Genomic DNA, 21,633 nt, shown 5'->3' with positions numbered 1-21,633 from the left:
GCCGCCCCGCCTCAGTTTCCGCCCGGTCCGCGCTCCAGCAGCGGTGCCGCGTCGGCCAGTACCTCCGAGATTCTGGTGAGTGTCTCCTCGTCCCGTTCCACGGCCTCCAGCACCGGCCCCCGGGTGGTGTCCCAGCGGCGGGCGACCGCGGCCGGGTCCTCGCCGGTGAGCAGCCCGGCGGCCTGCGCGGCGGCGCCCAGCGCGACCAGTTCCTTCGCCTCGGGGACCTGCACGGCCCGTCCCGACAGCCGGCGCACGGTCTCCTGCCAGGCCGTGCCCCGCGCGCCCCCGCCGATGAGCAGCAGCGGCGCCGAGGTGTCCGCGTCCGCGTCGAGCACCAGATCGAGGGCACCGAGCAGCGAGTGGACGGCGCCGTCGTACGCGGCCTGGAGCAGCTGTCCGCCGGTCGTGTCGTGACGCAGTCCGTGCAGCAGGCCCGAGGCATGCGGCAGGGCCGGGGTGCGCTCGCCGTCCAGATAGGGGAGGAGGGTGACGCTCGTGCCGGGCTCCACGGCCTCGCGGTCCAGGCCCAGCAGGGCGGCGACCCGGTCGACGGCCTGGGTGCAGTTCAGGGTGCAGGCCAGCGGCAGCCAGTCCCCGTGCGCGTCGGCGAAGCCCGCCACCGTGCCGGTCGGGTCCGCGGGGCGGTGCCGGGAGACCGCGTACACCGTGCCGGAGGTGCCGAGGCTGAGCACCGGGGTGCCGGGACGCAGGCCGAGTCCCAGGGCGGCGGCCGCGTTGTCCCCCGTACCGGCGGCGACCAGGGTTCCCTTGGCGAACGGCAGCTCGTGGGCGTCCCGCACGGTCCCGGCGACCTCGCCCGGCCGGACCACACGGGGCAGCAGCGCCGGGTCCAGCCCCACATGGGAGAGGACATCCGTGTCGTACGCCTCGGTGGCCGACGCCCACCACCCGGTGCCGGAGGCGTCGCCGCGGTCGGTCGTGCCCTGACCGGTGAGGCGCTCGGTCAGGTAGTCGTGCGGCAGCCGTACGGCTGCCGTGGCGCGGACGGCCTCGGGCTCGTTCTCGGCCAGCCAGGCCCACTTCGTGACGGTGAAGGACGGGCCCGGCACACTGCCGGCGCGCTCCGCCCACGCCTTCGGGCCGCCCAGCTCCTCCACCAGACGGGCGGCCTGCGGCGCCGAGCGCACGTCGTTCCACAACAGCGCCGGGCGGACCGGCTCGCCCCGGGCGTCGAGCGTGACGAGTCCGTGCTGCTGGCCGCCGATCGAGACCGCCGAGGCCTCGCGTGCCGCCTCCCCGCACTGGTGCAGGGCCTCGCACAGCGCGTCCCACCACTGGCGGGGATCGCTCTCCCGCCCGGCACCGGAGGACACGGTGTGCGACGCCTGCCCGCTCGCCACCACCCGTCCGGTCGACGCGTCGACGACCAGGGCCTTGGTGGACTGTGTGGACGAGTCCACACCGACGACGAGCGGACCCTCGGCTGCTGACATCGGGCTCTTCCTCTCACACGGCTCGTGGCTGCCGCTGGCGCGGCCGACGTCTCCGTCGGGCGACATCTTGTCTTCCCAGAGACGCGTCCGCATACTAATTTGTAAATCGCCATGACGAAATAGTCGGAGCGCAAGGAGCCGCGGCATGAACTACCAGCCCACCCCCGACGACAGGTTCACCTTCGGCCTGTGGACCGTCGGCTGGCAGGGAAGGGACCCGTTCGGCGACGCCACCCGGCGCGCCCTCGACCCGGTCGAGTCGGTGCAGCGTCTGGCGGAGCTCGGCGCCTACGGGGTGACCTTCCACGACGACGACCTGATCCCCTTCGGGTCCTCGGACAGCGAGCGCGAGGAGCACGTCAAGCGGTTCCGTGCCGCCCTGGACGCGACCGGCATGACCGTGCCGATGGCCACCACCAACCTCTTCACGCACCCCGTCTTCAAGGACGGCGCGTTCACCGCCAACGACCGCGACGTCCGTCGGTACGCGCTGCGCAAGACGATCCGCAACATCGACCTGGCGGTCGAGCTGGGCGCCAAGATCTACGTCGCCTGGGGCGGCCGGGAGGGTGCCGAGTCCGGCGCCGCCAAGGACGTCCGGGACGCCCTCGACCGCATGAAGGAGGCCTTCGACCTCCTCGGCGAGTACGTGACCTCGCAGGGCTACGACCTGAAGTTCGCGATCGAGCCCAAGCCGAACGAGCCGCGGGGCGACATCCTGCTCCCCACGGTCGGCCACGCCCTGGCCTTCATCGAGCGCCTGGAGCGCCCGGAGCTGTACGGCGTCAACCCCGAGGTCGGCCACGAGCAGATGGCCGGGCTGAACTTCCCGCACGGCATCGCCCAGGCCCTGTGGGCGGGCAAGCTCTTCCACATCGACCTCAACGGCCAGTCCGGCATCAAGTACGACCAGGACCTCCGCTTCGGCGCGGGCGACCTGCGCTCGGCGTTCTGGCTGGTCGACCTGCTGGAGAGTGCCGGTTACGCGGGCCCGAAGCACTTCGACTTCAAGCCGCCGCGCACCGAGGACTTCGACGGCGTCTGGGCGTCGGCCGCGGGCTGCATGCGGAACTACCTCATCCTCAAGGAGCGCGCGGCCGCCTTCCGTGCGGACCCGGCGGTCCAGGAGGCGCTGCGCGCGGCACGGCTGGACCAGCTGGCCCAGCCCACGGCCGCCGACGGCCTGGAGGCCCTGCTCGCGGACCGTACGGCCTTCGAGGAGTTCGACGCCGAGGTCGCCGCCGCTCGCGGCATGGCCTTCGAGCAGCTCGACCAGCTGGCGATGGACCACCTGCTGGGCGCGCGCGGCTGATCACGCGCGCGTGGGAGGCCCTTTCCGCCCGAGGGCGGTGGGGGCTTCCCCCGTCCGGCCGAGATCCGTCCCGGCCGACTCTTTCGCCTCTTCCGATCGATCCCTGCGCGGAGTTCTCCGGAATCGTGCGATCCATGGCATGAGTCCGTATCAACTCCCGCGCGGGGCTCGCGCCCTGGCCGTTTCACGGCGACTCTGGACGGTATGGGCATGCCGCCGCCACCGTCCCAGCCGCCCCGGCTCCCGGACGGCACACCGCCGTCGAACGGCTCGGGGTTCGGTCCCCCTCCAGGGGGTTATGGCCCTCCTCCGGGCGATCCGACCGGGGGAGGCGGTGGCTACCAGCCCCCGGGTCAGGGCGGGGGCTGGCAGCCACCCGATCCGCCGCCCGGTGGACCACCTCCGGGCGGGCGCCGCAACGTCGCCCTCATCGCGCTCGCCGTGCTCGTCGTCCTCGGGGCCGTCCTCGCCGTGGTGCTGGTGACCACCGGCGACGGGGGATCGCCGGACGAGACGCCGTCGGGCGGGACGAGCGGCGCCACGAGTCCCTCGCCCACCCCGTCGCTGAGTCTCCCTTCCCGGTTGCCCAGCGACCTTCCGACGCTGCCCTCGGGCTTCCCCAGCGACCTGCCCAGCGGCTTCCCGAGCGAACTCCCCAGCGGCTTTCCCAGCGACCTGGACTCGCTCTTTCCGGCCCCGGCCGGCGACACCGGGTGAGGAAGGCCGCCCGGCCGTAGACCTCAGACGCCGGGCTCGGCGCCGACCGAAGCCAGGGCCGTCGCCGGGTCGTGGGCCGCCGGGCCCGCGGGCGCCCAGCGGCCCCGCTCCTTGCGATAGGGCCACCAGCGGCCGTCCCGCCCCAATCGCAGCTGGGCCGAGCCGCCGACCACCGTCCAACGGTTGTGCGCGGCGCGCAGTGCCGGCCGCTCGTCCGCGTCCCAGGCCGTCTCCAGAGCGGCACGCGCGCGGGCGAGCATCTCCGCCCGCACGTGCCACTCCTCGTCGAGTACGGCGAGAGCGGCCACCCCGCCGTACCGCCAGGCTCGGACGGCGAGGGCCAGCCCCTCCCGGCCCCGCTCGGAACCCTGCCCCAGTCGTGCCCCGATGCCGGGCTCCGGATCGCCCGAGGCCAATCGCACCGCGTCCTGATCGAACGTCAACTCCTCGTCCAGCGGCTGCCGCTCGTGCCCCGGACGGAGAGCTTCGGCCAGCATCCGATGCGCCTCCCGGGCCGTCTGTGCCGCCAGGAACTCCAGCGCGCTCGGGTCCACCCCGGGCGCGGGCGGGACCTCGGTGTCCAGGGAGGCCGGCAGACCGGGCTCCACCGGCGGCAGGGGCGGCTCGCGGAGCGGGGGAAGGATCTCGCCCGCCGCGAACGCCTCGGCGGCGTCCAGACCCCCCTGGCGGCCGTCCTGGGGGCCTTCCGGCGTCGACTCCGCCTCCGCCGCGGGCGCGACACTGCGGACCTGGAGTTCGTCCAGGAGGGCGCGCTCGGTGCGGCCCCGCATCAGCAGCAGCACGAAAGGGTCCTCGTCCAGGAGCCGGGCCACCTGGTAGCAGAGGGCCGCGGTGTGCCCGCAGTGGTCCCAGGCGCCGCAGTCGCAGCGCGCCTCCAGATCGCCGAGGCCGGGCAACAGCTCGACTCCGTAGGTCGCGGCGTCCTCGACCAGATGCGTGGGCATCTCACGGTCCAGCAGGGCGGCGATGTGCCCTGCCCGCTCGACCGTCATGTCCAGGAAGCGGTTCCAGTGGTCTCCGGACAACTCCTGGAGCAGCACATCGGCACGGTGGGCGGTGCCGTCGCGGTCCTGGACGACAGCGGTGACGCGCCCGGGGCGCACCGACACCGCGCCGACGGCCCCCGCGCGCGCGAGCCTGCGCCCCGCCTTCACCTGCTGTCCGTCCAGAGCCGCGTCCTCCAGCGCCTTCAGCCAGGCCCGGCCCCACCACGTCCGCGCGAAGCCCCGCCCCTGTGCGGGCGCCGCCGTCGCGAACGTACGTTCCTCGTCGTGTCCTGTGCGGTCCGTCATCACGCGCCCCCTCGAAGTTCCACCAGGTCCGCCAGGTCGGCGTCGGACAACTCGGTGAGCGCCGTGTCGCCCGCGCCCAGCACCGCGTCGGCCAGCTCCCGCTTGCGCAGCAGCATGTCCGCGATGCGGTCCTCGATCGTGCCCTCCGCGATCAGCCGGTGCACCTGCACCGGCCGTGTCTGACCGATGCGGTACGCACGGTCCGTGGCCTGTGCCTCGACGGCCGGGTTCCACCAGCGGTCGTAGTGCACGACATGCTCGGCACGGGTCAGGTTCAGCCCCGTGCCGGCGGCCTTCAACGACAGCAGGAAGACGGGCACTTCGCCCTCCTGGAAGCGTTCGACCATCGCCTCCCGCTCGGGGACCGGTGTTCCGCCGTGCAGGAACCGGGTGGGCACGCCGCGTGCGGCCAGGTGGCGTTCCAGAAGCCGTGCCATCCGGACGTACTGGGTGAACACCAGAACGCTCGCGCCCTCGGCGAGGATGGTGTCCAGCAGTTCGTCCAGCAGTTCCAACTTGCCCGATCTGCCCGTGATCCGGGGCCGTTCCTCCTTGAGGAACTGGGCGGGGTGGTTGCAGATCTGCTTGAGCCCGGTCAGCAGCTTCACGATCAGTCCGCGCCGTTCCATGCCGTCGGCGGCGGCGATCTCCGCCATGGTCTCGCGGACCAACGCCTCGTAGAGCCCGACCTGTTCCCTGGTGAGCGACACGGCACGGTCGGTCTCGGTCTTCGGCGGGAGCTCCGGTGCGATGCCCGGGTCCGACTTGCGGCGGCGCAGCAGGAACGGCCGTACGAGACGGGACAGCCGCTCCGCCGCGACCGGGTCGCGGCTGCCCTCGACCGCCTGTGCGTACCTGGTGCGGAAGGTGCCGAGCCCGCCCAGGAGACCCGGAGTGGTCCAGTCGAGGATCGCCCACAGTTCGGACAGGTTGTTCTCCACCGGAGTGCCGGTGAGCGCCACGCGCGCGCGTGCGCCGATCGTCCGGAGTTCCTTGGCCGTGGCCGAGTAGGGGTTTTTCACGTGCTGCGCCTCGTCCGCCACGACCAGGCCCCAGGGCACGTCCCCGAGCCGCGGCGCGTCGAGCCGCATCGTGCCGTACGTGGTCAGGACGAACTCCCCGTCGGCGAGGACGTCGAGGCCGCGCCGGGACCCGTGGAAGCGGCGCACCGGCACACCCGGCGCGAACTTCTCGATCTCCCGCTGCCAGTTGCCCATCAGCGAGGCCGGACAGACGACGAGGGTGGGGCCCGCCGACGCGGCGTCCGTCTGCCGGTGCAGATGCAGGGCGATCAGGGTGATCGTCTTGCCGAGGCCCATGTCGTCGGCGAGACAGCCGCCGAGCCCCAGGGAGGTCATCCGGGCCAGCCAGTCGAGGCCGCGCAGCTGATAGTCCCGCAGGGTCGCGGCGAGCGCGGCCGGTTGACCGACCGGCTCCTGTCCCTCGGGGTCCGACAGGCGCTCCCGCAGCGTCGCCAGCCACCCCGTCGGCCGCACCTCGACCGTCCGGCCGCCGACCTCCGTCGAGCCCGTCAGCGCGGCGCTGAGCGCGTCCACCGGCGACACCTTGCGGTCCCGCTGCGCACGGGCGTGGCGGATCTCCTCCGGGTCCACCAGCACCCACTGGTCGCGCAGCCGCACCATGGGCCGGTTCGCCTCCGCGAGCAGGTCCAGCTCCTGCCGGGTGAGCCGCTGGTCGCCCAGGGCGAACCACCAGTCGAAGGCGAGCAGCGAGTCCGAGGAGAGGTAGGAGGGAGTGTCCGACGGGGCTCTGCCGGGGCCCTGTTCTCCGCCGGGGCCCTGGTCGTCGTCGGGTGGGCCGATCACCGCGCGGGCGGTCAGCTTGCGGGCCAGTTCCTTCGGCCAGTGGACGTCGACGCCGGCCGCCGCCAGCAGCCGGGCACCCTCGCCGAGCAGCTCGGTGACCTCGTCGTCGGCGAGTTCCACGGCGTCCGGCACGGCCGCAGAGAGCAGCGGGGTGAGCGGGGCCCAGGCGCGGGCCGCGCGGCGCAGCGCCACCAGGGCGTCCATTCGCGCGCGTGGGCCGAACGCCTCGGCACCGGCCCACACGGTGGCCGCGTCCGCGACGAGCGTGGGGTCGCTCACGCTGTGCACCTGGGGGACGGCACGGAACCGCAGCTTCGTCCCGTCCTCCCCGTCGGCCCGGACGGAGGCGAGCCCGGGAATCTCGATCCGCAGCGACACACGGACGCCCGCGTCGTGTCCGGCGGCGACATCGGCGGCCCAGGCCCGCTGCTCGGGCACGTACTGCGGTTCCCTTACCGCGAAGGCCTGCCCGCCCGCAGCGACGCCCGCGGCGGGGGAGCGGGGCAACGCGTCCATGACGGCGTCGAGGAAGTCGCGCAGCAGCCGCTCCGGATCGGGCAGCCGCAACGGCTCGTCGTGGTCCACCGGCACCGCGTGTGCCTCGGGCGGCATCGCGGCGGCCAGTTCCCTGACCCGGTCCAGGTCCTCCGCCCGCAGCGGCCCGGCCCGCCAGGCGTCGTGGCCGCTCGCGGTCACGCCGGGCAGCAGCAGCCCGCGCGCGGCGAACCGGAGCGCCAGCACGGCGGCCGCGCCCCAGAACGCCGTCGACCGGTGGGCGCCCGTGGTCGTACGCGCGCGTGTGAGCACCGGAAGCGCGGCGTGCACCGGCAGCGATACGGCGGACACCGTCACGGGCTCGACGCCCGCTTCGCCGGGCAGTACGACCGTCAGCTTCCCGGGCAGGCCGTGCGTGACCACAGGAGGTGACGCACCATCTTCCCGCCAGAAGGCGACGCGGCCGACGCGTGCGGGGTCCGCGGCCAGGAAGACGGCACGGCAATCGGCGAGCCGGGAGACTTCGGAAGGGACCGCCACGGGGTCGGAGGGGGTTGCCACGGGGTTCGTCGGCACTGGGATGCTAGACTCCTCAAATTTGACTACCGTAGCCAGAATCGCCGAGGTTACCTCACTTCAAACATCCGGGTGGCATGCTGCGAAGTGATGTGGGTCACTTTTCCCGCTCGGTGGCGGGGGCATCTCAGGGTTGTACGGGGGTTCGACTCAGGGACGCGTCAGGGTCGTGGTCCGGAACTGCGGGCGGTCCGCTCCCGTTTTTCAGGACAGAGAGCGGCAGTGGCCGCGAAGGAGGCGACGGAGATGTCGAAGAGCACGAAGATCGCCGCGGGGGGTGCGGCCATCGGGATCGTCCTGCTGATCCTGCTGCCGTTCCCCTTCTGGGCCAATCTCCTGATAGTCCTGGGGATCCCCACGGCCGCGTACCTCGCACTGGACCCCTCGCAGCGGCGCAGGCTGCGTCGGGCCGGCCGCAAGGAGCTCGGCCGCTGAACCGCCACCGGCCCGCGAGTGCGGGCCGGTGGGGCACATACGGCTCGGGGCGAGGGATCAGTTCGGGCGTACGGCGATCTTGTCGAGGGACTCCAGGAGGCCGGGCAGTTCCGGTCCCCGGCCCACCGGCAGCACCTCGCCGGGTTCCTCGTCGAGAAGGACGAACGCGATGTCGTCGGTCCTGGCCACCATCGACCAGCCGGGACCGTCGGCACGCAGGGTCCGGGCGCCGCCCGGCGCGAACGAGGAGCGGACCCGGCCCAGGGGCGGCGGGGAGTCCACGTACGCGCGTGCCTCCGCGAGCACGCGGCGGATGCCCGTACGGGGAGTGCCCTCGTCCTGGCCGGAGCCGGTGGCCCTCCCGGCCTCCGCGGCGTCACCGGCCGCGGGCAGGCCGGAGTCGCCCTGCCCGGCGAAGGCGGCGTCGTCGATCTGCTCCCGCCACATCGCCCACTGCAGCGCGATCTCGTCGGCGCCCAGGCGCCGCTGGGCGGGCCCCCAGATGCCGGTGTCCGGCGGGCTCAGCGGTGGCAGGTCCGAGACCTCGGGATCGGGGTCGTGCGGAGCGGGCACCCCCGGGGCCGCGACGGCGACCGCGAGCGGCCAGCCCGGCAGCGCGGCCACGACCGAGTCCTCGTCGGGCGACAGGTCGTACTCCATACCGCAGTCCCACGATGCGATGGCCACGGCGACCAGCGACACGTCGTCCACCGCCACCGTCCACCGGGCGCCCTCGCCGTCCTGTCCCAGGACGATGCCGTACCCGTCGGCGAGCGGAGCGAGGCCGAGGGCCGCGCAGGCCTCCGGATAGTCGTCGCCCAGCACACTGGGGAAGTTCGCGGGCGTGAGCAGTACCGCCGTCAGCACATACAGCGCGTCGTCGTCCCCGGCGGTGACGGCGTCGTCGTCCGTCCCGGCCATGCCGGCCTCCCATTGCTCTCGCTCGTCCGTCGGCGCACCCTAATGCGCCCGGCGGGCCCTTGTCACGAGCGTGAACCCCGTGCGGAGCTGCGGGTGTCCGGGCGGACAGGGCGAATCGACCGGTGCCCCTCACTCGTTCAGGCGGCGGGCAGCCCCAGAAGTGACCGCGCGACCGTCTGCGGCGACTCGTCCCGCTCCCGTGCGAGGGCGATGACCGCCCGGCACGCCAGCTCGCTGACCCCGAACGACAGCGCCTCGGGCGACACCCAGGTCACCGCCTCGTCGATCTGCTCCTGGTCGTCCTCGGCGCACGCCGAGATGTAGACGGCGGCCGCCTCGAACAGGTTGTGTGTGCGCTTGGCCTCCTGCGAGGTGGTCTCCGTGCGCAACGAGTCGAGGAATCTGCCGAAGGACTTGCGAACGTTGCCGAACATATGGGCTACCTACCCCCGTGTCGGTGTCACAGCTCGTTCTCCTCAACGTAGAGACGGAGGTGCGGCCACAGAAGGGGGAGTGCGGGGTGAAGCGCGGCGAACGGCACATTCAGGACTCGGGTGACGTGCCCCTGCCGGTGCCGGGGATCAGCCGACGCGCGCGGCGAGCGCGAGGAAGCGGGCGTCCTCGTCGGCGTACGACGTCATGTGCCAGCCCGCACCGGCCAGCAGCGGACCGAGGTTCGCCTCGGCGCGCAGGTCCTGCGGGGTGAGGTGCCGCCCCTGGCGCGCGGCGAGCGCGGCCCGGCCGATGGGGTGGAAGAGCGCCAGTGTGCCGCCCGGCCGGACCACCCGCGCCAGCTCCCGCAGGTTCTCGGTGGGGTTCGGGAGGTGTGCGACGAGGCCTGCGGCGAACACCGCGTCGAGCGACTCCGTCCGCAACGGCAGCGCGGCCACGTCGGCGACCAGCAACTGCCCGTCGCCGTCCCGCCCGGCCCGTACGGCCGCCTCCAGCATGGCGGGAGTCAGATCGGCTCCCAGCACCACCCCGGAGGGCCCCACGGCGGCGCGCAACGGCGTCAGGGCCCGCCCCGTGCCGCACCCCGCGTCGAGCACCCGGTCGCCCGCGCCCAGACCGAGTTCGGCGACCGCGGCGGCGTGGGCGGGCCCGTCGTCGGGGAACCGGGCGTCCCAGTGCGCGGCCCGCGCCGTGAAGAACTCCAGGACGTGTGTGTGGTCGTCGCTCATGCTCCGCATGATCCCTCACCGCAACGGCGGACGGGTCGACGCGCATGTTCGGGCGGCAGGCGATCGTTCCAGTGCATATATGCGCCACATTCCAGCACCTTTCGAAATGCGCCCCCTGTGTGCTCCTGTGCTCCCACTAGCGTCCCGGAGCCATGGGACACCTGGACCACGCCACCTTCGGCTGGCTGACCCCCGTGCTGTCGTACGTCATGGCCGCCATCGGCGCCGCGCTCGGACTTCGCTGTACGGTCCGCGCGCTCGGCACCACCGGCAGGTCCCGCCGCAACTGGCTCGTCACCGCGGCCTCGGCCATCGGCACCGGCATCTGGACCATGCACTTCGTGGCGATGCTCGGCTTCGGCGTCAGCGGCACCGAGATCCGCTACGACGTGCCGCTGACCGTCCTGAGCCTCCTCGTCGCCATGATCGTGGTCTGCGCCGGGGTCTTCGCCGTCGGCTACAGCCCGAGCCGCGCCCGTGCGCTGCTGATCGGCGGGCTCACCACCGGTCTGGGCGTCGCCAGCATGCACTACCTGGGCATGGCGGCCGTGCGGCTGCACGGCGACGTGAGCTACGACCCGGCGCTCGTCGCGCTCTCCGTCGTGATCGCCGTGGTCGCGGCGACCGCCGCCCTCTGGGCGGCACTCAACATCGAGTCGCCCCTCGCGGTCACCGCCGCCTCCCTGGTCATGGGCGGAGCGGTGAGCAGCATGCACTACACCGCGATGTGGGCGGTCCGTGTGGAGGTCGCCCCGTCCGGGGCGGTGCTGCCCGGGGCCACGGCGATGCAGTTCATCTTCCCCCTCGCCGTCGGCCTCGGGTCCTACCTCTTCCTCACCTCGGCGTTCGTCGCACTGTCGCCCACGGCCGGGGAGCGCGAGGCGTCCGCGTCGGCCCAGCGGCCCGTCGAGAACGCCGCCGCCCACTAGCCGCGCGGCGCTTCTCGAGGTCTGCCGACCAGCCGCGCGCGGCGTCCTTCGAGGCCCGCCCTCCGAACCACTCCGATCGAGGAGGCCATGCGTACACCCCGCAGGACCCCGACAGCCGGCGCCGAGGCGCCGCCCCAGCCCGCGATACGCGGCCGCCGCGCCCACGCGGGACCCCCGGCCGACGAACGCCTCGACCCCGACGAGACCGGCGCCCCGACGTTCGGTGCGCCCACGCGCGCGGGGCGACGGCACCTGCGCCCCCGCACCGTCCGCGCCAAGATCGTCTGCCTGCTGATGGTGCCCGTCGTCTCCCTGCTCGCCCTGTGGGCGTACGCCACCGTCACCACCGCCCAGGACGTCGCCCGCTTCCGGCAGACACAGCGCGTCGACGCCTCGGTGCGCGGCCCGGTCGCCGACGCCGTCGAAGCGCTCCAGGCCGAGCGCGTGGCCGCCGTACGGTACGCCACCGCCCCCTCCGCGGAACGGGAGCGCGCCCTGCGCAGGCTGTCGCAGCGCACCGAACAGGCGGTCGACGCACTGCGCCTCGGCGACCGGCACACCATCGCCGACGGCACCGACCTGCCCCCGGCGGTGGCCGAACGCCTCACCGCCTTCGTGACCGGCGCCGAACAACTGCGCGCGCTGCGGACCTCGGTGCTCGACCGCCGCAGCGGCTGGACCGAGACCTACGAGCGGTACACCACGACCGTCTCCACGGCCTTCGGCGTGGGAGGCGCGCTCACCGGCGTCCAGGACGCCGGCGCCGGCTCCGACGCGCGCGTGCTGCTGGAGTTCTCCCGCGCGGGCGAGGCCCTGGCCCAGGAGGACACGCTCCTGGCCGGCGCCCGGCTGGCCGGAACCCTCGACCGCGAGCGGCTGCGCCTGTTCACCGGCGCCGTCGACACCCGCCGCACCCTGACCGAGGCCGCCGGCGCGGATCTGCGCGGCCCCGAACGTGCCGCCTGGCAGGAACTCGCCGGCCTGAGCGCCTACGCCGACCTGCGCGCCGTCGAGGACGAGGTGCTCGCGAGCCACCCCGGGGCCCAGGCGCTCCGCGCCGCTCCCGAGGCGGCCTGGACGTCCGCCCACGCGCGCGTACGGGACGACATGCGCGGCATCGAGGCCGCCGCCGGACACCAGGCAGCCGACCGGGCCGACCCGTTCACCCGCGCCCTGCTCACCCCGGCGGGCGCGGCCGTGCTCCTCGGTCTCGCCGCGGTCGTCGCCTCGCTCGTCATCTCCGTCCGCATCGGACGCGGCCTGGTCGTCGAGCTGGTGAGCCTGCGCAACGGCGCCCTGGAGATCGCCCGCCGCAAACTGCCCCACGCCATGCGGAGACTGCGGGCCGGGGAGGAGATCGACGTCGACACCGAGGCCCCGCCCGGACCGCCCGCAGAGGACGAGACCGGTCAGGTCGCCGAGGCCCTCGCCACCGTGCACCGGGCGGCCCTCCGCGCGGCCGTCGAACGCGCCGAACTCGCCGGCGGCATCTCCGGTGTCTTCGTGAACCTCGCCCGCCGCAGCCAGGTCCTCGTGCACCGCCAACTGAGCCTGCTCGACAGCATGGAACGCCGCTCCGACGACCCCGACGAACTCAGCGACCTCTTCCGCCTCGACCACCTCACCACGCGGATGCGCCGCCACGCGGAGAGCCTGATCATCCTCTCCGGAGCCGCGCCGGGCCGGGCGTGGCGCATGCCCGTCTCCCTGACGAACGTGGTCCGCGCGGCCGTCTCCGAGATCGAGGACTACGCGCGCGTGGAGGTACGGCAGCTCCCCGAGGCGAAGATCGTCGGTACGGCGGTCGCCGACCTCACGCACCTCCTGGCGGAACTGGTGGAGAACGCGGCCCAGTTCTCGCCGCCCCACACGCGTGTGCGGATCACCGGTGAACCGGTCGGCAACGGATACGCCGTGGAGGTCGAGGACCGGGGGCTCGGCATGGGCAAGGAGACCCTCACCGAGGCCAACCGCCGCATCGAACAGTCCGAGGCCCTGGATCTGTTCGACAGTGATCGCCTCGGCCTGTTCGTGGTGAGCCGGCTCTCCGCCCGTCACGGCATCAAGGTCCACCTGCGGACCTCGCCCTACGGCGGCACCACCGCAGTGGTCCTCCTCCCCACCGCCCTGCTGCACAGCGGCGTGCCGGAACGTTCCCCCCGCGCCACCGCCGAGGCGTCTCCACCGAACGAGGAACGCGAGTACGCGCGCGTGGCCGCCGCCCCGCACCAGGAACCCGTCGCACAGGCCGCCGACCGGCGCGCCCTCATGGCCCCCGTCGTCTCCACCGGGCACGGGCGGACCGCGGCGGACGGCCCGTCCGAGCCGCCGGCCGGCGTCACCACCCTGCGGCCCCACCGCCACCGGCCCGAACCCGAACACCCCGACGAACTGCCGCGCCGCGTACGCCAGGCGCACCTCGCCCCGCAGCTGCGCGAACAGCGCACCGGGCAACCCGCCCAGGCCGCCACCACCCCGACGGACGACGAACGCACCCCGGAACTCGTACGCGACCGCATGACGGCCTACCGCGACGGCTGGACCCGAGGCGGCGGCAGGGCACCCGGCCAAGGCGCCACCCCCGGCCCCGCGACGGGCAGCGACAGCAGCGAAGGAGACCCCGCATGATCCAGGACCCGAGCACCAGGGCCACCGACCGGTCCGGTGAACTCGACTGGCTGCTGGACGACTTGGTACTGCGCGTGCACGAGGTACGGCACGCCGTGGTGCTGTCCAACGACGGGCTCGCGGTCGGCGCCTCCAGCGACCTCACCCGCGAGGACGCCGAGCACCTCGCCGCCGTCGCCTCCGGCTTCCACAGCCTCGCCAAGGGCACGGGCCGCCACTTCGGGGCCGGCGGCGTCCGCCAGACCATGGTGGAGATGGACGACGGCTTCCTCTTCGTCGCCGCCGCCGGAGACGGCTCCTGCCTCGCCCTCCTCACCTCCGTCACGGCCGACATCGGACTGGTCGCCTACGAGATGGCGCGGCTGGTGAAGCGCGTCGGAGAGCACTTGTTCACCCCGACCCGCAGCGGCGCGCGCCCGCCCGCGGCCGGATGAACCAGGGACGGGCCGTGCTCATGACCGAGGGCAGCACAGGCGCTTCGCACGAGCCGCCGGGCAGCCGGTGGTACGACAACGAGGCCGGGCCCCTCGTCCGCCCCTACGCGATGACGGGCGGACGCACCAGGCCCGGCCCGGGCGGCGCCCGCTTCGACCTGATCGCACTCGTCTCCCTCGACACCGGCGCCCCCGGGGCCGACGACGACACCTCGCTCGGCCCGGAACACCGCGCGCTCGTCGACCTGTGCCGGACCGAGACCCAGTCGGTCGCCGAACTCGCCGCCGGTGCCGACCTGCCCGTCGGCGTGGTGCGGGTACTCCTCGGCGACCTCCTGGAGGGGGGCCGCGTCACCGTCAGCCGCCCCGTTCCGCCCGCGCACCTGCCGGACGAACGGATCCTGCGCGAGGTGATCGAGGGGCTGAGGGCGCTGTAGATGAACCAGCACAGGGGGCCGACCGTATCGACTTGTGCATCCAATCCGGCACCGAATGTACGCAAAGCAGTCAGCGACATGAAAAACCGGTCCAACGCCACACGGACGAGTGGCAGTTGCCATGATGCTGACTTCTCACCGCCGAACCCCTGTCGACCGCGGCCGACACTCCCGAGAGAAGTGATCGATGGTCTCCGAGCACTCCGATGAGACAGAGGGCGACACGGGCGCCCTGGCACTGAAGATCCTCGTCGCCGGTGGATTCGGCGTGGGCAAGACCACGCTGGTCGGCGCCGTCAGCGAGATCAGGCCGCTGCGCACCGAGGAACTCCTGAGCGAGGTGGGCCAGTCCGTGGACGACACCGACGGGGTGGACCAGAAGGTCACCACCACCGTCGCCATGGACTTCGGGCGCATCACCATCAGGTCCGGGCTCTCGCTCTACCTGTTCGGCACCCCGGGCCAGGACCGGTTCTGGTTCCTGTGGGACGAGTTGGCGCAAGGGGCGTTAGGCGCTGTCGTCCTCGCGGACACCAGGCGCCTGCAGGACTGCTTCCCGGCCGTCGACTACTTCGAGCACCGCCACATCCCGTTCGTGGTCGCCGTCAATTGCTTCTCCGGCGCCCGCGCGTACGGCGCTCCCGACGTCTCCCGTGCGCTCGACCTCGACCAGGGCACCCCTGTGGTCCTCTGCGACGCCCGGGACCGCGACTCCGGGAAGGAAGTGCTCATACGGCTCGTCGAATACGCCGGACGGATGCACACCGCCCGACTGCTCGACTCCGTGGGCTGAATCGGCGTCAACCTGCCTCTCCCTGGCCGGTTTCCGTCCGTTGACAGCGTTGTTTCGGGTGGGGAAGCCCCCGTTGTCGCCCTTCGCGAAGAAGGCCCGCCATTCCTTGTCGGTCATCTTCCTTGCCATGTCCCCCTCCTGCTTGCTCCGGCGGCAGCAGTGGGGAAGGCTGAATCGTCGGATCCTCCTTGCCAGGGAGAACGACACACGGGGAGTACGAGCGATGGCGCAGAACGCGGGACTCGGCTGGCTGCTGGACGACCTGACCGAGCGCGTGGAACCCATACGGCACGCCTTGGTGCTGTCCAACGACGGACTCGTCACCGCGGCGAGTACGGGTCTGCGGCGCGAGGACTCCGAACACCTCGCCGCGGTCTCGTCGGGACTGCACAGCCTGGCCAAGGGCTCGGGCCGCCACTTCGGCGCCGGTGACGTACGGCAGACGATGATCGAGTTCGACGACGCGGTGCTCTTCGTCACCGCGGCCGGACCGGGCAGCTGTCTGTGTGTGCTCAGCGCCGCGGAGGCGGACATCGGTCAGATCGCCTACGAGATGACGCTGCTGGTGAATCGCGTCGGCGAACACCTCGGGGTCGATGTCCGCCGGCCCGAACGCTCGGCAGCGATGGACCGCTGACCTGCTGTTCTTCCGGTCGCGGGCAGAGTTATCCACAGGCCCGCCACGATTTCCGGCGAACGGGCTACGGTTTTTCCCGAGGCGAGCGCGAGTCCGGCGCGAGCACCGCACCACACGGGGGAGAACCACCATGTCCGGCAACACCGTCACACGATCCGCCACCCGCCGTACGACCACCCGTCCCGGCACGCTCACCACCCCGAGCGGCGCGGCCCCGGTGCCCGCCGGGGTGACCGGCCGCACGCTCGCACTCGGCCGTGCCGCCCGGGAACTGGGCCTGAAACGAAGCGAACTCGACCTCGCCGTCCAACTGGGCTGCCTGCGGACAGTGGTCGACGACGGCGGAGGAGGCCGTCGGGTCGCCCAGGCGGAGATCGACCGGCTCCGCGCCGAGGAGCGCTTCCCGGAGGCACTGCGCGAACGCGTCGAGGCCTTGGGCTCCGCGGACAGCGCCGAGATCCTGGGCGTGCCGGTCTCACGGTTCATGCGGCTCGCACGGCTGGGCGTGGTCACGCCCGTCACGTTCTACCTGAACCGCTATCGCGCCGTGGTCTGGCTCTATCTGGCCGCCGAGCTACGGCAGTTCGCCGCCGACGAGCAGAACGCACCCTGGCTGACCGGCCGTGCTCCGGCAGAGCTGAGGCGCCGACTGGAAGCCGGGCTGGACCTGCGCCCCCGGAACTGGCGGGGACGCCGACTCGGACTCCTGCTGCGACAGGCCGACGACCCCTGGCAGCGGGTCGCCGCCCCGGCCTCGCTGCTCGACCCGATCCAGGTCGCCGAGATCGTCCAGGACCCCTACGAGCGCGCCCACCTGAACCGCCACCTGCCCGTGCGGGCCGACCACGGCCCGCCCGACGCCCCCGCCGCACGGATCACCGCGCGGATCATGACGGCGGACGACCCCGATGAGATCGAATGGCTGCGGACGAACCTCCGGCAGTCCCTCGCCGAGGCCCGCGCCCACCGGCTCGCCCCGCGGCCCCGGCGCACCCTGCCGACAGCGACCGCCGTCGAGCGGCCGGGGACCCGAGCCGAGGCGGCGCGACCGGCGCCGCCCTCACCCCCGGGCCGACGGCGCCCCAAGAAGGCACCGCCGGCGGCCGGCACGGCACCCGAGGGACGACGCGGCCTGCTGGGCTGGCTCCGGCGCGAAAACCCCTGACCGACGGTCAGGCCCCGAGCTTGCGGAACAGCCCCTCCTGGACGACCGACACGAGCAGACGCCCCTCCAGGTCGTAGATGCGACCGCGGGCCAGTCCGCGACCGCCCACCGCGATCGGGGACTCCTGGTCGTACAGGAACCACTCGTCCGCGCGGAACGGCCGGTGGAACCACATGGCGTGGTCCAGCGACGCCATGTCGAAGCCACGCGGTCCCCACAGGGGCTCGACCGGGATACGGACGGCGTCCAGCAGCGTCATGTCGCTGGCGTACGTCAACGCGCAGGTGTGCACGAGCGGGTCGTCCCCCAGCGGTCCCACGGCCCGCATCCACACCGCGCTGCGTGGCTCGGCGTGCTCGACCTCCTCGGGGGTCCAGCGCAGCCGGTCGACATACCGGATGTCGAAGGGCTGACGCCGGGCCATGCGCTCCAACTGCTCGGGAAGCGCGCCCAGATGCTCGATGATCTCCTGCGACACCGTCGGCAGCGACTCGGGGTCCGGCACCTTCCGGGTCGGCGGCAGCTGATGCTCGAAGCTCCCCTCTTCAGGCTTGTGAAAGGAGGCGGTCAGATTGAAGATCGTGCGGCCCTGCTGCACGGCGGTGACCCGGCGCGTGGTGAACGACCGCCCGTCGCGGACCCGTTCGACCTGGTACACGATCGGCACGCCCGGACGGCCCGGGCGCAGGAAGTACGCGTGCAGCGAGTGCACCGGCCGGTCGCCCTCCGTGGTGCGCCCGGCGGCGACCAGCGCCTGGCCGGCGACCTGGCCGCCGAAGACCCGCTGCAGGGACTCCTGCGGGCTGCGGCCGCGGAAGATGTTGACCTCGATCTGCTCCAGGTCGAGCAGGTCGACGAGCCGCTCGGCGGGGTTGGTCGTCATGTGCTGGCCTCTCCTGTGCTCACAGCTGGCCGACGTCGGTGACCTTGACGACGGCGCGTCCCTCGGCGTCGGAGGCCGCCAGGTCGATCTCCGCGCTGATGCCCCAGTCATGATCGCCGTTCGGGTCGGCGAAGGTCTGCCGGACGCGCCACAGCCCGTTCTGCGGCTCCTCCTCGATCATCAGCAACCGGGGGCCACGAGCGTCGGGGCCGGTACCGAGGTCCTCGTACTCGTCCCAGTACTTGTCCATCGCCTCGCCCCACCGCTCGGCGTCCCAGCCGGACTCGGCGTCCATCTCGCCCAGCTCGCCGATCTGGTCGAGGGCGGCGAGTTCGACACGGCGGAACAGGGCGTTGCGGACGAGGACCCGGAAGGCACGCGCGTTGGCGGTGACCGGCTTGACCTGGTCGGCCCGCTCCTGGGCCTCCTCGGCCGTCATCTCCTCGGGGTTGGCCAACTGCTCCCACTCGTCGAGGAGGCTGGAGTCCACCTGGCGCACCATCTCGCCGAGCCAGGCGATCAGATCCTCCAGATCGTCCGACTTCAGGTCGTCGGGGACGGTGTGATCGAGGGCCTTGAAGGCACCGGCCAGGTAGCGCAGCACGATGCCCTCGGTGCGGGCCAGCTCGTAGTACGAGGTCAACTCCGTGAAGGACATGGCCCGTTCGTACATGTCCCGGATCACGGACTTGGGCGACAGCGGATGGTCGCCGACCCACGGATGGCTCTTGCGGTAGGTGTTGTACGCGTGGAAGAGCAGCTCCTCCAGCGGCTTGGGGTAGCTGACGTCCTGGAGCCGTTCCATGCGCTCCTCGTACTCGACCCCGTCCGCCTTCATCGCGGCCACGGCCTCACCGCGCGCCTTGTTCTGCTGGGCGGCGAGGATCTGCCGCGGATCGTCCAGCGTCGACTCGACCACGGACACCATGTCGAGGGCGTACGACGGGGACTCCGGGTCCAGCAGTTCGAACGCGGCCAGCGCGAACGTGGACAGCGGCTGGTTGAGCGCGAAGTCCTGCTGGAGGTCGACCGTCAGGCGGACGATACGGCCCTCGGCGTCGGGCTCGTCGAGCTTCTCGACGATGCCGCCGTCGAGGAGCGAACGGTAGATCGCGATCGCACGGCGGATGTGCCGCAGCTGCTGTTTACGCGGCTCGTGGTTGTCCTCCAGCAGATGACGCATCGCCTCGAACGCGTTGCCCGGCCGGGCGATCACCGACAGCAGCATCGTGTGGGTGACCCGGAAACGGGAGGTCAGCGGTTCCGGGTCGGAGGCGATGAGCTTTTCGAAGGTGTTGTCGGTCCAGCCGACGAACCCCTCGGGCGCCTTCTTGCGGACCACCTTGCGGCGCTTCTTCGGGTCGTCACCGGCCTTGGCGAGCGCCTTCTCGTTCTCGATGACGTGCTCGGGCGCCTGCCCCACCACGTAGCCCGCCGTGTCGAAACCGGCCCGCCCGGCGCGGCCCGCGATCTGGTGGAACTCACGGGCCCGCAGCGTCCGCACCCGGCTGCCGTCGTACTTGGTGAGCGCGGTGAACAGCACCGTACGGATGGGGACGTTGACACCGACACCGAGGGTGTCCGTGCCGCAGATGACCTTCAGCAGACCGGCCTGGGCCAGCTTCTCCACCAGCCGCCGGTACTTGGGCAGCATGCCGGCGTGGTGGACACCGATGCCGTGCCGCACGTAACGGGAGAGGTTGCGGCCGAACTTGGTGGTGAAGCGGAAGTTGCCGATCAGCTCGGCGATCTGGTCCTTCTCCTCCCGCGTGCACATGTTGATGCTCATCAGCGCCTGCGCCCGCTCCACGGCCTGCGCCTGGGTGAAGTGCACGATGTAGACGGGAGCCTGCTTGGTGGCGAGCAGCTCGGTGAGCGTCTCCGTCAGCGGGGTCAGCACGTACTCGTAGGAGAGCGGCACCGGACGGGTCGCCGAGCGGACCACCGAGGTGGGGCGGCCGGTGCGCCGGGTGAGGTCCTGCTCGAACATCGAGACGTCGCCGAGGGTCGCCGACATCAGGATGAACTGGGCCTGCGGCAGCTCCAGGATCGGGATCTGCCACGCCCAGCCGCGGTCGGCCTCCGCGTAGAAGTGGAACTCGTCCATCACGACCTGGCCGACGTCGGCGTGCTTGCCGTCGCGCAGCGCGATGGAGGCCAGGACCTCGGCGGTGCAGCAGATGACGGGGGCGTCGGCGTTCACCGAGGCGTCGCCGGTGAGCATGCCGACGTTCTCGGTGCCGAAGATCTTGCACAGCTCGAAGAACTTCTCCGAGACCAGCGCCTTGATCGGGGCGGTGTAGAAGGTGACCTCGTCACGGGCGAGGGCCGCGAAGTGGGCGCCCGCCGCGATCATGCTCTTGCCGGAGCCGGTGGGCGTCGACACGATCACGTTCGCGCCGGAGACCACCTCGATGAGCGCCTCCTCCTGGTGGGGATAGAGGGTGAGACCGCGTTCCTGGGCCCACGACTCGAAGGCTTCGTAGAGGGCGTCGGGGTCGGCGGTCCGCGGCAGCTGATCGATGAGGGTCACGCCCCCATCTTGCCTGCCCGCGCACCCGATGGGGGAATCGGCTGCCGGACCGAAGATCGCGAACGCTACGCTGTGGCGCCGACGGAACGTCAGCGCACCTGGACAACTGGACAGCGGCACAAGGCACCTGGACAGCGGCACGGACGGAATGGGACGGGGCACGGCCATGATGGGACCAGCACACTCACTGTCGGGAGCCGCGGCCTGGCTCGGCGTAGGAGCGGCGGCGGCCGCCGCCGGACACACGATGCCCTGGCCGGTCCTCCTGGTCGGTGCGCTGATCTGCGCGGGCGCCGCGCTCGCCCCCGACCTGGACCACAAGGCCGCCACGATCTCCCGCTCCTTTGGCCCGCTGTCGCGCTGGGTCTGCGAGATCGTCGACAAGCTCTCGTACGCCGTCTACAAGGCGACGAAGAAGCAGGGCGACCCGCGCCGCTCGGGCGGGCACCGCACACTGACCCACACCTGGCTGTGGGCGGCCCTGCTCGGTGCCGGTGCCTCCGCCCTCGCCATCACGGGGGGCCGCTGGGCGGTGCTGGCCATCCTCTTCGTGCACATGGTGCTGGCCATCGAGGGTCTGCTGTGGCGGGCGGCCCGGGGTTCCAGCAGCGATGTGCTGGTGTGGCTGCTGGCGGCGACCAGCGCCTGGATCCTCGCGGGGGTCCTGGACAAGCCGGGCAACGGGGCGGACTGGCTGTTCACGCAGCCGGGCCAGGAGTATCTCTGGCTGGGGCTGCCGATCGTGCTCGGCGCGCTCGTGCACGACATCGGGGACTCGCTGACCGTGTCGGGCTGCCCGATCCTGTGGCCGATACCGATCGGGCGCAAGCGCTGGTACCCGCTGGGGCCGCCGAAGGCGATGCGGTTCCGGGCGGGCAGCTGGGTGGAGTTGCGGGTGCTGATGCCGGTGTTCATGGTGCTCGGCGGAGTGGGCGCGGCGGCGGCGCTGAACGTCATCTGA

19 protein-coding genes are annotated in these 21,633 nt (G+C 72.4%); 11 read left to right on the top strand and 8 right to left on the bottom strand.

The window, feature by feature from the left end:
• Positions 1 to 11 precede the first annotated feature (11 nt).
• Positions 12 to 1,457, bottom strand: coding sequence for a xylulokinase (xylB, locus tag ACZ7MG_RS31015; protein WP_471386755.1), 1,446 nt, complete (start codon positions 1,455 to 1,457; stop codon positions 12 to 14).
• A gap of 145 nt (positions 1,458 to 1,602) precedes the next feature.
• Here xylB and xylA point away from each other — a divergent pair, with 145 nt between their 5' ends.
• Complete coding sequence (gene xylA, locus ACZ7MG_RS31010; RefSeq protein ID WP_471386758.1) at positions 1,603 to 2,769, top strand: xylose isomerase; 1,167 nt, start codon at positions 1,603 to 1,605, stop codon at positions 2,767 to 2,769.
• Between the two features lie 210 nt (positions 2,770 to 2,979).
• A complete protein-coding gene (locus tag ACZ7MG_RS31005; RefSeq protein WP_471386760.1) occupies positions 2,980 to 3,486 on the top strand; it encodes a hypothetical protein in 507 nt (168 codons plus the stop codon).
• Positions 3,487 to 3,509: 23 nt separating this feature from the next.
• On the opposite strand, the gene ACZ7MG_RS31000 is transcribed toward ACZ7MG_RS31005, so the two are convergent.
• Both ACZ7MG_RS31000 and ACZ7MG_RS30995 read right to left on the bottom strand, forming a co-directional pair.
• A complete protein-coding gene (locus ACZ7MG_RS31000; RefSeq protein WP_471386762.1) occupies positions 3,510 to 4,799 on the bottom strand; it encodes an SWF or SNF family helicase in 1,290 nt (429 codons plus the stop codon).
• Positions 4,799 to 7,681, bottom strand: a complete 2,883-nt coding sequence (locus tag ACZ7MG_RS30995; RefSeq protein WP_471387369.1) for a DEAD/DEAH box helicase — start codon at positions 7,679 to 7,681, stop codon at positions 4,799 to 4,801. The genes ACZ7MG_RS31000 and ACZ7MG_RS30995 overlap by 1 nt, the downstream gene beginning before the upstream one ends.
• Positions 7,682 to 7,918: 237 nt before the next feature.
• Between ACZ7MG_RS30995 and ACZ7MG_RS30990 the strand changes: the two genes are divergently transcribed.
• Positions 7,919 to 8,131 (top strand): hypothetical protein, encoded by a 213-nt coding sequence (locus ACZ7MG_RS30990; RefSeq protein ID WP_319236786.1) that lies wholly within the window; start codon positions 7,919 to 7,921, stop codon positions 8,129 to 8,131.
• Between the two features lie 57 nt (positions 8,132 to 8,188).
• Here ACZ7MG_RS30990 and ACZ7MG_RS30985 read toward each other — a convergent pair whose 3' ends face one another.
• The 3 genes from ACZ7MG_RS30985 to ACZ7MG_RS30975 all read right to left on the bottom strand — a co-directional run bounded on the left by ACZ7MG_RS30985 (position 8,189) and on the right by ACZ7MG_RS30975 (position 10,242).
• A complete protein-coding gene (locus tag ACZ7MG_RS30985; protein ID WP_471386765.1) occupies positions 8,189 to 9,052 on the bottom strand; it encodes a hypothetical protein in 864 nt (287 codons plus the stop codon).
• A gap of 137 nt (positions 9,053 to 9,189) precedes the next feature.
• Positions 9,190 to 9,486: a hypothetical protein gene (locus ACZ7MG_RS30980; protein WP_471386768.1), complete on the bottom strand. Its 297-nt coding sequence runs from the start codon at positions 9,484 to 9,486 to the stop codon at positions 9,190 to 9,192.
• A 147-nt stretch (positions 9,487 to 9,633) separates the two neighbouring features.
• Entirely contained in the window at positions 9,634 to 10,242 is a 609-nt protein-coding gene (locus tag ACZ7MG_RS30975; RefSeq protein ID WP_471386771.1) for a class I SAM-dependent methyltransferase, read from the bottom strand.
• Between the two features lie 143 nt (positions 10,243 to 10,385).
• Between ACZ7MG_RS30975 and ACZ7MG_RS30970 the strand changes: the two genes are divergently transcribed.
• From ACZ7MG_RS30970 to ACZ7MG_RS30940, 7 genes are all read left to right on the top strand, one after another.
• A complete protein-coding gene (locus tag ACZ7MG_RS30970; RefSeq protein WP_471386773.1) occupies positions 10,386 to 11,162 on the top strand; it encodes an MHYT domain-containing protein in 777 nt (258 codons plus the stop codon).
• Positions 11,163 to 11,249: 87 nt separating this feature from the next.
• Complete coding sequence (locus tag ACZ7MG_RS30965) at positions 11,250 to 13,790, top strand: sensor histidine kinase (protein WP_471386775.1); 2,541 nt, start codon at positions 11,250 to 11,252, stop codon at positions 13,788 to 13,790.
• Positions 13,787 to 14,224 carry a roadblock/LC7 domain-containing protein gene (locus tag ACZ7MG_RS30960; RefSeq protein ID WP_471386778.1) on the top strand — a complete coding sequence of 146 codons (438 nt, stop codon included), beginning with the start codon at positions 13,787 to 13,789 and terminating at the stop codon, positions 14,222 to 14,224. Before ACZ7MG_RS30965 ends, ACZ7MG_RS30960 begins: the two co-directional genes overlap by 4 nt.
• A gap of 20 nt (positions 14,225 to 14,244) precedes the next feature.
• Positions 14,245 to 14,661, top strand: a complete 417-nt coding sequence (locus ACZ7MG_RS30955) for a DUF742 domain-containing protein (RefSeq protein WP_471386781.1) — start codon at positions 14,245 to 14,247, stop codon at positions 14,659 to 14,661.
• Positions 14,662 to 14,848: 187 nt separating this feature from the next.
• Positions 14,849 to 15,454 (top strand): GTP-binding protein, encoded by a 606-nt coding sequence (locus tag ACZ7MG_RS30950; protein ID WP_471386784.1) that lies wholly within the window; start codon positions 14,849 to 14,851, stop codon positions 15,452 to 15,454.
• Between the two features lie 223 nt (positions 15,455 to 15,677).
• On the top strand, positions 15,678 to 16,091 hold the full coding sequence (locus tag ACZ7MG_RS30945; RefSeq protein WP_471386787.1) for a roadblock/LC7 domain-containing protein: 414 nt from the start codon (positions 15,678 to 15,680) through the stop codon (positions 16,089 to 16,091).
• A 130-nt stretch (positions 16,092 to 16,221) separates the two neighbouring features.
• Complete coding sequence (locus ACZ7MG_RS30940) at positions 16,222 to 17,256, top strand: DUF6397 family protein (RefSeq protein ID WP_471386790.1); 1,035 nt, start codon at positions 16,222 to 16,224, stop codon at positions 17,254 to 17,256.
• Between the two features lie 7 nt (positions 17,257 to 17,263).
• On the opposite strand, the gene ACZ7MG_RS30935 is transcribed toward ACZ7MG_RS30940, so the two are convergent.
• Positions 17,264 to 18,139, bottom strand: a complete 876-nt coding sequence (locus ACZ7MG_RS30935) for an acyl-CoA thioesterase (RefSeq protein ID WP_471386792.1) — start codon at positions 18,137 to 18,139, stop codon at positions 17,264 to 17,266.
• A gap of 19 nt (positions 18,140 to 18,158) precedes the next feature.
• Positions 18,159 to 20,672 carry a DEAD/DEAH box helicase gene (locus ACZ7MG_RS30930; RefSeq protein ID WP_471386795.1) on the bottom strand — a complete coding sequence of 838 codons (2,514 nt, stop codon included), beginning with the start codon at positions 20,670 to 20,672 and terminating at the stop codon, positions 18,159 to 18,161.
• Between the two features lie 166 nt (positions 20,673 to 20,838).
• Between ACZ7MG_RS30930 and ACZ7MG_RS30925 the strand changes: the two genes are divergently transcribed.
• Complete coding sequence (locus ACZ7MG_RS30925; RefSeq protein ID WP_471386798.1) at positions 20,839 to 21,633, top strand: metal-dependent hydrolase; 795 nt, start codon at positions 20,839 to 20,841, stop codon at positions 21,631 to 21,633.

The sequence above is a fragment of the Streptomyces sp. NPDC107538 genome (genome assembly GCF_055657445.1).
Note: the sequence above shows the minus strand (reverse complement) of the source record. Positions and strands in the feature narration are given on the sequence as shown.